This is a genomic window from Variovorax sp. 20P10.2.4 (assembly GCF_058244205.1).
The window spans coordinates 1-10,213 of the sequence record NZ_JBZAYE010000237.1; the positions used below are offsets into that span (position 1 = coordinate 1).

Below are 10,213 nucleotides of genomic sequence, written 5' to 3' on the forward strand. Positions count from 1 at the left end.
CCTGCGGGCTCGCGAACACCAGCATGCCGATCTCGTCGCGGTCGTGGCCCGTGAGCACCACGTCCTGCGCATGCGGCGCCAGCAGCGACACCAGCTTCACGCGCAGCGTGCCCACCGAGACCCAGGTGCCGGTCGAGAGCTTGAAGTCCTCGGCCACGCGGCCGTTGAAGATCACGCCGCGCGCCGGATCGGCCGCGTCGGCGAGGAAGCCCGCGTCGCCGAGCCGGTAGTAGCCCTCTTCGTCGAAGGCCTGCGCGGTCTCGCGCGGCGCGCCGCGGTAGCCGGGGAACACCGACACGCCCTTCACGCGCATCTCGAGCTTCTCGCCGTTGGGCACGAACTTCAGTTCCAGCCCCGGCAGCGGCGCGCCGATGCAGCCCGCGCCGTCGAGCTTCCAGTGCGCCGAGGTGATCGCGGGCGAGGTCTCGGTGGCGCCCCAGGAGGTGGTGAGCCACAGCGGCCGGTCGGGCCGCACGCGCCGCGCCACCGCCTCGAGCCGCTGCCAGGTCGAGGGCGCGAGCGCCGCGGCCGCGTAGAAGGCCAGGCGCAGGCGCGAGAACACCTCGGTGGCCAGCGCGTCGTCGGCCTCGAGGAAGGGCAGCAGCATGTCGTAGCCGCGCGGCACGTTGAACAGCAGCGTGGGCTTGACCTCGCGCAGGTTGCGCACCGTCTTCTCGATCAGGCCCGGCGCGGGCCGGCCCTCGTCGATGTAGAGCGCGCCGCCGTTCGCCAGCACCATGTTCAGGTCGTGGTTGGCGCCGAAGGTGTGGCTCCAGGGCAGCCAGTCGACCAGCACCGGCTTCTCGTGCGCGAGGAAGCGCCAGGTCTGGGCCATCATCTGCTGGTTGGCGCACAGCATGCGGTGGGTGTTGATCACCACCTTGGGCTTGCCGGTCGAGCCCGAGGTCAGCAGGTACTTGGCATGGGTGTCGGGCAGCACCGCCTCGAAGGCCTGCATCACGGCGGGCGTCTCGGCGGTGGCGAGCAGTTGCGCGAAGGCCAGCGCGCCGGGGTGCGCGTCGGCGTTGCGGCTGAACACCGCGACCGCCTCCACACCGCTGCCCGCGAGCGCGGCGCCGTAGGCCTTCGCATCCGAGGCATAGACCAGCCCCGGCCGCAGCGCGCGCAGCATCTCGTGCAGCCGCGAGGGGTCCTTGGCCATGCGCGAATAGGCACTCGACAGCGAGCAGGCCGCACGGCCGATGTGCATCGTGGCCAGCATCAGCACCGCGTGGTCGATCGCGTTGTCCGACAGGATCACGACCGGCGCATCGGCCGGCAGGTCGAGGTCGAGCAGGCCCTGCGCCACCGCGCCGACGGCCTGGCGCAGCGCGCGGTAGTCGAGCCGGCGCCAGTCCGCGCCGCCGTCGTCGCGCTCGGCGAAGGCCAGCGCCTCGGGCGTCTCGCGCGCCCAGCGCTCGATCCATTCGCCGATGCAGCGCGCATAGGGCTTCAGCGCCTGCGGCGAGCGCAGCGCGAAGGAGCCGTCGTCGAAGTCGATGCGCACCGTGCGGGGCGGGGCGATCAGGCTGTCGTCCTGGAGGAAATCGGTCATGTCAATCGAGTGTGCCGGTGTCGGCCTTGGCGCGAATCAGGTTCAACAGCAGGGTGTCGCGCGCGGCTTCGAGCTCGGCCGTGCGGCGCGCGCCCAGCTCCTGCGCCACGCCTTCGCTCACCTGCGCCTGCAGCGCCGGCGTCATCGACGGCGCGCCGAGGTCCTTCCACCAGTCCTCGATCGGCCCGCCCAGGTGCGCGAGCACGTGCGCGATGCCGCCCGCGCCACCCGACAGGTGCAGGTTCATGAACGGTCCCATCACGGCCCAGCGCAGGCCCGGGCCGTGCGCGATCGCGGTGTCGATGTCGGCCACCGAGGCCACGCCCTGCTCGACCAGGTGGAAGGCCTCGCGCCACAGCGCGGCCTGCAGCCGGTTCGCGATGTGGCCCTTGACCTCGCGCTTCACGTGGATCGGCCGCTTGCCGATGGCCGCGTAGAAGGCCATGGTGCGCTCGATGGTGTCGGCCGACGTGCGCTCGCCGCCGATCACTTCCACCAGCGGGATCAGGTGCGGCGGGTTGAACGGATGGCCGAGCACCACGCGTTGCGGGTGCGCGCAGCCCGACTGCACGCCGCTGATCGCCAGCCCCGAGGAGCTCGAGGCCAGGATCGCGTCGGGCGGCGCGGCCGCGTCCATGCGGCGGAACAGCTCGATCTTGAAATCCATGCGCTCGGGGCCGTTCTCCTGCACGAAGTCGGCCACCGAAACCGCGTCCTCCAGGCTGTCGTGGAAGCGCAGCCGGTCGACCGAGGCGCCCGCGGCCAGCCCGAAGCGCTCGAGCGTGGGCCAGTGCTGCGCCACCGCCTGGCGCAGCCGCTCCTCGGCGCCCGGCGAGGGATCGGTCGCGTTGACGTCGAGGCCCTGCGCGAGGAAGTAGGCGGTCCAGCTCGCGCCGATCACGCCGGTGCCGACCACCGCGACGCGCCGCACGCCGTGCGCCGCGCTCATGACTTCCACCGCGCGCAGCGGCTCTCGGCTTTGGTGGTCCAGGCGGCCTCGCCGCGGATCGCTTCCACCACCTTGTAGTAGTCCCAGGGCTCCTTCGATTCCTCGGGCGACTTCACCTGCATCAGGTGCATGTCGTGCACCATGAGGCCGTCGTCGCGCAGCCAGCCGCCCTTGACGAACATGTCGTCGAACTTCGTCTTGCGCAGCTGCGCCATCACCTTGTCGGCATCGTCGCTGCCCGCGGCCTTCACGGCCTGCAGGTACTGCAGCGCGGCCGAGTAGTCGCCCGCATGGAAGGAGGAGGGCATGCGCTTGTGCTTGTCGAAGAAGCGGCGCGCCCAGGTGCGTGCCTCGGGGCTCTGGTTCCAGTACCAGCTGTCGGTCAGGTACATGCCCTGCGAGGCCTTGAGGCCCAGCGCATGCACGTCGTTGATGGTGATGATCATGCCGGCCAGCTTCATGTTCCTGGCGATGCCGAACTCGGCCGCCGACTTGATCGCGTTGACCGTGTCGCCGCCCGCGTTGGCCAGCGCCAGCACCTGCGCCTTCGAGCTCTGCGCCTGCAGCATGAAGGACGAGAAGTCGCTCGCGCCCAGCGGATGCTTGACCGAGCCCGCCACCGTGCCGCCGTTCGCCAGCACCGTCTTGGTCGCGTCGTTCTGCAGCGCGGCGCCGAAGGCATAGTCGGCCGCCACGAAGTACCAGCTCTTGCCGCCGGCCTTGACCACCGCGCTTGCGGTGCCGCGCGCCATTGCCACCGTGTCGTAGGCGTAGTGCACCGTGTAGGGCGAGCAGTACTCGTTGGTGAGGCTCGACGCGCCCGAGCCCACCACGAAGTAGGGCTTCTTCTTGTCCGCCGCCACGCCGGCCATGGCGATGGCCGCGCCCGAGTTGACGCCGCCGATCAGCATGTCGACCTTCTGCACGTCGAACCACTCGCGCGCCTTGGCGGCGGCGATGTCGGGCTTGTTCTGGTGGTCGGCCGTGACCAGCTCGATCTTCCTGCCGCCGATGGCGCCGCCCATGTCGGCGATCGCCATGCGGATCGCCTCGGCGCCGGCCGGGCCGTCGTAGTCGCGGTACAGGCCCGACATGTCGCTGATGAAGCCGATGCGGATCACGTCGTCGGACACCTGGGCCGATGCGCTTGCGGAAAAGGCGGCGCCGAGCGCGAGGGCCAGGGCGGTGCGGGAAAGGTTCATTCGCTCTGTCTCCGTTCGTTGTTCTGGCGGGTGCCGGTTCAGCCGAGCGCGAACTCGGGCCGCGGCGTGCCCACGCGCGGCAGGCCCATGAGCTGGCGTGCCTCGGCAGGCGTCGCCACTTCCATGTCGAGCTCGCGGATCACGCGCACGATGCGCTCGGTGAGCTGCACGTTGGTGGCCAGCTCGCCCTGGCGGAAGTAGAGGTTGTCCTCGAGGCCGACGCGCGCATGGCCGCCCAGCAGCAGCGCCGCCACGTTGGCCTCGAGCTGCGAGGTGCCGATGCCGCTGACGCCGAAGATGCTGCCCTTGGGCAGCGTGTCGACCATCATCTGCAGGAAGCGCGGCGAGTAGGGCATCGCGTTCTGGAAGTTGCGGTGCACGTTCATCACCAGATTGATGAAGTAGGGCTCGTCGTCGTGGCCCTCGCCGATCAGCGTGGTCGCGTCCTGCAGGATGTGCGTGGGGCTGAACACCTCCCACTCGGGCTTGATGCCGCGCGCCTTCATGCCGGCGGCGAGTTCGCGCCCGCGCGTGATCGGCGTGTCCATCAGGATCTGCCTGCCCTCGAAGCTGAGGTTCAGCGTGGTGGCGTCGAGCGTGCACATCTCGGCGCCCGCGTCCATGCCCTTGATGCGTTCCTCCCATGCGATCTCCCAGCGGTCGCCGGCCAGCGGCTTGACCATGTCGCCGTGCACGCCGCCGCCGGTGGAGTTGTTGAGCACGATGTCGCAGCCGCCCGCGCGGATGCGGCTGTTGATCTCGCGGTAGACCTCGGCGTCGCAGGTCGCGCCGTCGTCGGGGCGGCGCGCATGGATCGCCGCCACGCTGGCGCCGGCGTTCCAGCAGCGCAGCACGTCGGCCGCGATCTCGGCGGGCTGGGTGGGGAGGTGGGGGTTCTGGGACTTGTGCGCCATGCCGCCGGTGGGGGCGATGGTCACGATCACTTTGCGCTTCGACATGGCGGGGTTCCTGGAGTCCTTCGTGGAGCGCGCCATTATTTTTGGGGCAGCCGCCGCACTCAGTCATCGCGACGACATTCGGGGGCAGGGTTTACGCGGCGTGCAGAGGCTACAGTCGCCCCTGTCGTTCGCATTCATCCACAACAAGGAGCGCTCATGAAACTGTCATCGCTGGTCCTCGCGGCCGCCGCCGTCCTCGCATCGGGCCAGGCCTTCGCGCAGGGCGGTCCCGAGGCGGGCTGCGCCGCCAAGCGCGAGGCCATTTCCCGCGACATCGAAGCCGCCAAGGCGCAAGGCCAGGACCACCGCGTGCGCGGCCTCGAGCGCGCGCTGGCCGAGGTGCGGCGCAACTGCAGCGATGCCAAATTGGCCGCGCGCCACCAGGAGCGCATCCGTGGCGAGGAGCGCAAGGTCGCGCAGCGCGAACGCGAGCTGGCCGAGGCACGCCGCAAGGGCGATCGCGACAAGATCGCGCGCCGCGAGGACAAGCTGCGCGAAGCCCAGGCCGAGCTGCAGCGCGTCAGGGACCTGCCCTGAGCCTCGAGAGAAGATGCCCGCTGCCCGGCCTGTTCCTCCCCCCGCCTCGCTGACCCTGGCTCAACTGCTGCAGGGCTCGGCCTGGTTTCCGCAGCTCGGCGTGGCCGCCGGCGAGCGCGTGCTCGAGGAGATGCGCGAGGTCGAGGTGGCGACCGGCGCCGCGCTGTGCCGCTGCGGCGACACCCCGCTGCACTGGTACGGCACCATCGACGGCCTGCTCAAGTGGTGCGTGAGTTCGCCCGACGGACGCTCCGTCACCCTGGGCGGCCTGTCGACCGGCAGCTGGTTCGGCGAAGGCACGCTGCTGCGCGGCGTGCCGCGCACCGCGGACATCATCGCGCTGCGCCCCAGCCGGGTGGCGCTGATGCCGCTGGAGACCTTCGACTGGCTGCGCGCCACGCACCGCAGCTTCGACGACTTCCTGCTGCGCCAGATCAACGAGCGCATGCACTGGTTCCTCGGCAACTTCGCCGCCCACCACCTGCTGGACACCGACAGCCAGGTCGCGCGCGCGCTCGTCGGCCTGTTCCACGAGTGGCTGCATCCGGGCAGCGATCCGCACCTGGAGGTGTCGCAGGAGGAGATCGCCAACCTCTCGGGCCTGTCGCGCCAGCGCTGCAACGCGGCGTTGCGGCGGCTGGCATCGGCCGGCCTGCTGCGCATCGAGTACGGCGGCATCACCGTGACCGATCTCGACGGCCTGCGCCGCCGCATCGACGGCTGAAAAGTTCCGGACGCCGCGCGTCTCAGCGCCGGTGGTGCGAGGGCGCGAGTTCGTACACCGGCGTATCGAGCCCTTCGGCGCGCGCCTTGAGCTGCAGCGCGAGGAACTGCGAGTAGTGGCGCGACTGGTGCAGGTTGCCGCCGTGGATCCAGAGGTTGGGCACCTGCGTCGGCTTCCACATGTTGCGCAGCTCGCCTTCCCACGGGCCGGGATCCTTCGGCGTGTCGGAGCCCAGGCCCCAGCACTTGCCGACCCGGTCGGCGACCTCGGGCGAGATCAGGTCGGCCAGCCAGCCGTTCATCGAGCCGTAGCCGGTGGCATAGACCAGCAGGTCGGCCGGCAGCTCGCTGCCGTCGGTCATCGTCACCGAGCGTTCGTTCACGCGCTCGATGTTCACGCCGCTCCTGAGCTTCACGCTGCCGTTGGCCACCAGCTCCGAGGCGCCCACGTCGATGTAGTAGCCCGAGCCGCGCCGCAGGTACTTCATGAACAGGCCCGAGCCGTCGGCGCCGAAGTCGAGCAGGAAGCCCGCCTTCTCCAGCCGCGCATAGAGGTCGGCATCGCGCTTCTTCATCTCGTCGTAGACCGGGATGTGGAAGGTGTGCATCACCTGGTAGGGCACCGAGGCGAAGATCAGGTCGGCCTTGTGGTGGTCGATGCCGCTCTTCACCGCCTGCTCGGAATACAGGCCGCCGAGCGCCAGTTCCATCAGCGAGTCGGAGGGCGCGATGTGGGTCGACGAGCGCTGGATCATGGTCACGTCGGCGCCGTGCTCCCACAGCGCCGCGCAGATGTCGTGCGCCGAGTTGTTCGAGCCCAGCACCACGCACTTCTTGCCCGCGTAGGCCTCGGGCCCGGGGTGCTTGCTCGAATGGTGCTGGTCGCCCTGGAAGTTCTCGGCGCCCGCGAGCACGGGCACGTTCGGATAGCCCGACACGCCGAGCGCGAACACCAGCTGCTTCGGCCGCAGCACCACCTCCTTGCCCTCGCGCTCCACGCGCACTTCCCAGCGCTGCGTGGCCTCGTCGAAGCGCGCTTTCTTCGCCGTGGTCGAGCTCCAGTAGTTGAGCTCCATCACCTTGGTGTACATCTCGAGCCAGTCGCCGACCTTGTCCTTGGGCGCGAACACCGGCCAGTCGTCTGGGAAGGGCATGTAGGGCAGGTGGTCGTACCAGACCGGGTCGTGCAGGCACAGCGACTTGTAGCGGTTGCGCCAGGAGTCGCCCGCGCGCGCGTTGCGCTCGATGATGATCGTGGGCACCCCGAGCCGGCGCAGCCGCGCGCCGAGCGCGATCCCGCCCTGGCCGCCGCCCACGATCACCACCTCGGGCTGCTCGGTGTAGCCCAGCGTGCGGGCTTCCTCCTCGCGCTTCTCGAGCCAGCTCTGGCGCCCCTTGTGCACGCCGTGCTCCGCGCCCTTGATGCGGTTCGCGCCGGTCTTCTCCTCGAAGCCCTTGAGCTCGGTCATGGTGGTCAGCAGCGTCCAGGCCTTGCCGCCGCGCAGCCGCAGGTGGCCGCGGCCGCGCGCCACCCGGGTCTCGAAAGTGAACCAGGCCTCGGTCACGCCATCGGCCTCGCTGGCCTCGCCCTCGAGCGCGAAGTTCGAGGGCTGCGTGTCGGCCAGCCGCGCCGCCAGCATCGCGCGGATCGCGCCCGCGCCTTCCTGCGTGCGGATGTTCCAGGTGAAGGCCACGAGGTCGCGCCAGAAGCCCTCGGCCTCGAACAGCGCGACCGTGGCCTCGACGTCGTTGCGCGCGAGCGCGGCGCCGAAGTCGGCCAGCCAGGTGGCGGCAGCCCGCGTGGGGGCGGCGGTGGATGCGGTCATCGAATGTCTCCGTGTATGAATGGATGAGAACGAACGCTGCGCCGCGGACGGCGCAGGCTGCGTTGCGCAGCTTTCGTGCCGTGGGGCTGCGCACGGCGGATCAAGGACTTGGCGGGGGTTTTGTCGCGGGTGGGGTGCGTTGTCGCGCTCCCGGTGCGACGGCGATGAGACGGCGAGACGGCCCGCTCGCTTTCGCGACCTTCAATCACCCATTGGGAGGAGCGTTGCAGGGCGGCGACGACCGCGTTTCATGATGATGCAAAAGTATTCCACCGCGTATAGATTTGGCCGCCGTCTGCCGACGAGGTCGGCGGGGCATCGGGTCAATCCAACAGAAAGAGATGAAGAGATGAGGAGAAGCACAACGAAGTCCCTGTGCGCCACGGCGCTGGTGGCGGTCATCGCGGGATGCGGTGGCGGGGGTGGTGGCGGTGGCGGGCTGCCGTTCGGCGCGCTGCCGCAGACGCCCGCCGAGTCGGAAGCCAAGCTATCCGTCGAGGTCGAAGGCAGCGCCGCGAGCCCCGACAGCGCGGGCAAGTACCAGGTGGCGCCGGGCCAGCTCGTGACGGTCAAGTCCAGCGATGGCAGCGAGATCACCTGGACCGGCGACAGCCGCAACGGCGTGGCCCAGCGCGTCGAGGTCGATACCTCCGGCTCGCAGTGGCTGTCGCGCTTCAAGAATCCCAACGCGACGGGCAGCGCCGAGTTCAAGCTGACGGCCAGCGCATCGGGCAACCGGCGCAAGGAACTGAGCTTCTCGGTCGGCAACGGCGACTACCGCAACGGGCGCTACACCGTGTATGCCGCCAACGGCTCGCGCCAGGTGCTCGCCATCGATTTCGACAAGGCCAGCTACACCCTGACCGATGCGGCGGGCGATGCCAGCTCGGGCACCCTGACCGCGGGCGCATCGCGCGACGGCGACTGGAAGGTGCAGAGCAGCCGCAGCAAGAGCAGCATCCTCGCGCTGCGCGGCCTCGGCGACAACATCGTCGGCGCGCTGCCGTTCGCGGTGGGCTACACCTCGCCGACGGCCTATGCGCCGTTCCCCTTCATCGCATCGCGCGCATTGCTCCTGCAGCAGGGCAAGCTCGACGGCACCTACGACCGCGGCCGCATCGACTTCTCGCCCGCGGGCGGGCAATCGGCCATCGCGCAGATCCAGATCTCGGGTGGCGGCAAGGTGATGAAGCAGTGCCTCAACCTCGTCATCTACAAGATCGAACAGTGCCCGAGCGCCGACGTGTCCGTCAGCAACATCGAGCCCGATCCGCAGCAGCCCGGGCTGTGGACGATGAAGAGCGCCGTCGACGGCACCCTGTTCGGTCGCTTCGCGCTCGCCGACTTCGGCGGCGAGAAGGTCTACCTGAGCGCGGGTCCGTCGCCCACGACCAACAGCCAGGTGCTGGCGGTGGGCGTGCCTGCCGCGTCGGGCTACGCGGACTTCAGCAGCAAGGGCTGGTCGACGGGCGGCACGGCCGATGTCGTGGTGGCGGCCGGCTCGACGTACTCGCTGACCGGCACGGACGGCGCGGCGACCGCGCAGGCCGATCTCGCGCTGGCGGTCCAGCCATCGTTCGGACCGACGGGCATGCGCACGGCGACGAAGGGCAGTTCGGTCTACTTCGCGATGCGCTCGAAGCAGATCGAGCTGCTGATCGGCGCGCGCACCCCGTCGCTGAACGCCGGCTTCCTGCACCTGGGCCTGGTCGACTGATCGCATTCGCCCCGCGACAAGCCCGCGCCCGCCAGGGTGCGGGCTTTTTTCATGGGCGGGCCGCCGGCTTTCCCTTGCCCGGCGCCAGCACGTCGTCATAAGCCTGCAGCTGCCACACCGCGCGCGGCGTGCGCACCGTGTAGCGCTCGCGGTACTCCGACGGGCTCATGCCGGCGATGCGCTTGAAGGTGCGGCGGAAGGTCGAGACGTCCGCGTAGCCCGAGGCGTCGGCGATCTCGTGCATCGAGCGCCAGGTGGCCTCGAGCCACATGCGCGCGCGCTTCACGCGCAGCTCGTGCAGGAACTGGATCGGCGAACGCTCGATGTGGCGCGCGAACAGCCGCACCAGCGTGCGTTCGCTGACCGCCGCGGCCGAGGCCATCTCGGCCACCGTCAGCGGCCGGCCCGCGTTGGCCTCGATGAAGGCGATGGCGCGGTGCAGCGGCGCATCGCGCGAGGTGCCCACCACCTGCTCGGGGATGTCGAGCACCAGGTGCTGGCGTTCGGGGTTGGCGAGGAACTTGTCGCGGCAGGCCGCGGCGAGGTCCGACAGGCCGACGCCATCGAGCAGCTTGAGCACCATCGCATGCATCAGGTCGGGCGTGGCCGCCAGCACCATGTGCGGGCCGAGCGTCAGCGGCGTCTCGCTGTGGATCGGCGTGTCGGGGAAGTCGTGCGCGAAGCCGGACTGGTAGAGCCACGACAGCGGCACCGGCTGGTGCGCGAGCAGCCCCGCGCGCCCGGC

General features: G+C 70.1%; 9 protein-coding genes. 3 read left to right on the forward strand and 6 right to left on the reverse strand.

Annotated elements, in window-relative coordinates; translation table 11 throughout:
* The 4 genes from AC27VN_RS21240 to AC27VN_RS21255 all read right to left on the reverse strand — a co-directional run.
* A partial coding sequence (locus tag AC27VN_RS21240; RefSeq protein WP_490877790.1) for a feruloyl-CoA synthase occupies nucleotides 1–1,555 on the reverse strand: 1,555 nt, incomplete at its 3' end.
* A gap of 1 nt (nucleotide 1,556) precedes the next feature.
* Nucleotides 1,557–2,504 carry a 3-hydroxyacyl-CoA dehydrogenase NAD-binding domain-containing protein gene (locus AC27VN_RS21245; RefSeq protein WP_490877791.1) on the reverse strand — a complete coding sequence of 316 codons (948 nt, stop codon included), beginning with the start codon at nucleotides 2,502–2,504 and terminating at the stop codon, nucleotides 1,557–1,559.
* Nucleotides 2,501–3,706: an ABC transporter substrate-binding protein gene (locus AC27VN_RS21250; RefSeq protein WP_490877792.1), complete on the reverse strand. Its 1,206-nt coding sequence runs from the start codon at nucleotides 3,704–3,706 to the stop codon at nucleotides 2,501–2,503. Before AC27VN_RS21250 ends, AC27VN_RS21245 begins: the two co-directional genes overlap by 4 nt.
* Before the next feature lie 38 nt (nucleotides 3,707–3,744).
* A complete protein-coding gene (locus AC27VN_RS21255) occupies nucleotides 3,745–4,665 on the reverse strand; it encodes a beta-keto acid cleavage family enzyme (protein ID WP_395349513.1) in 921 nt (306 codons plus the stop codon).
* A gap of 156 nt (nucleotides 4,666–4,821) precedes the next feature.
* Between AC27VN_RS21255 and AC27VN_RS21260 the strand changes: the two genes are divergently transcribed.
* Both AC27VN_RS21260 and AC27VN_RS21265 read left to right on the forward strand, forming a co-directional pair.
* Entirely contained in the window at nucleotides 4,822–5,202 is a 381-nt protein-coding gene (locus AC27VN_RS21260; RefSeq protein ID WP_490877793.1) for a DUF1090 domain-containing protein, read from the forward strand.
* A gap of 13 nt (nucleotides 5,203–5,215) precedes the next feature.
* Nucleotides 5,216–5,926 (forward strand): Crp/Fnr family transcriptional regulator, encoded by a 711-nt coding sequence (locus tag AC27VN_RS21265; protein WP_093343707.1) that lies wholly within the window; start codon nucleotides 5,216–5,218, stop codon nucleotides 5,924–5,926.
* A 22-nt stretch (nucleotides 5,927–5,948) separates the two neighbouring features.
* On the opposite strand, the gene AC27VN_RS21270 is transcribed toward AC27VN_RS21265, so the two are convergent.
* The gene (locus tag AC27VN_RS21270; protein ID WP_490877794.1) at nucleotides 5,949–7,751 is read right to left on the reverse strand and encodes an NAD(P)/FAD-dependent oxidoreductase; all 1,803 of its coding nucleotides are present in this window, start codon (nucleotides 7,749–7,751) and stop codon (nucleotides 5,949–5,951) included.
* 349 nt (nucleotides 7,752–8,100) lie between these two features.
* Between AC27VN_RS21270 and AC27VN_RS21275 the strand changes: the two genes are divergently transcribed.
* Complete coding sequence (locus tag AC27VN_RS21275) at nucleotides 8,101–9,468, forward strand: hypothetical protein (protein ID WP_490877795.1); 1,368 nt, start codon at nucleotides 8,101–8,103, stop codon at nucleotides 9,466–9,468.
* Nucleotides 9,469–9,517: 49 nt separating this feature from the next.
* Here the strand turns inward: AC27VN_RS21275 and AC27VN_RS21280 are convergent.
* Nucleotides 9,518–10,213: helix-turn-helix domain-containing protein (locus AC27VN_RS21280; protein WP_490877796.1), on the reverse strand; the 696-nt coding region annotated here is incomplete at its 5' end.

Bases quoted from the DNA above. Each gene is read 5' to 3' on its own strand.
- AC27VN_RS21270 (WP_490877794.1), bottom strand. From the start codon at position 7,751: ATGACCGCATCCACCGCCGCCCCCACGCGGGCTGCCGCCACCTGGCTG.
- AC27VN_RS21250 (WP_490877792.1), bottom strand. From the start codon at position 3,706: ATGAACCTTTCCCGCACCGCCCTGGCCCTCGCGCTCGGCGCCGCCTTT.
- AC27VN_RS21255 (WP_395349513.1), bottom strand. From the start codon at position 4,665: ATGTCGAAGCGCAAAGTGATCGTGACCATCGCCCCCACCGGCGGCATG.
- AC27VN_RS21245 (WP_490877791.1), bottom strand. From the start codon at position 2,504: ATGAGCGCGGCGCACGGCGTGCGGCGCGTCGCGGTGGTCGGCACCGGC.
- AC27VN_RS21275 (WP_490877795.1), top strand. From the start codon at position 8,101: ATGAGGAGAAGCACAACGAAGTCCCTGTGCGCCACGGCGCTGGTGGCG.
- AC27VN_RS21260 (WP_490877793.1), top strand. From the start codon at position 4,822: ATGAAACTGTCATCGCTGGTCCTCGCGGCCGCCGCCGTCCTCGCATCG.
- AC27VN_RS21265 (WP_093343707.1), top strand. From the start codon at position 5,216: ATGCCCGCTGCCCGGCCTGTTCCTCCCCCCGCCTCGCTGACCCTGGCT.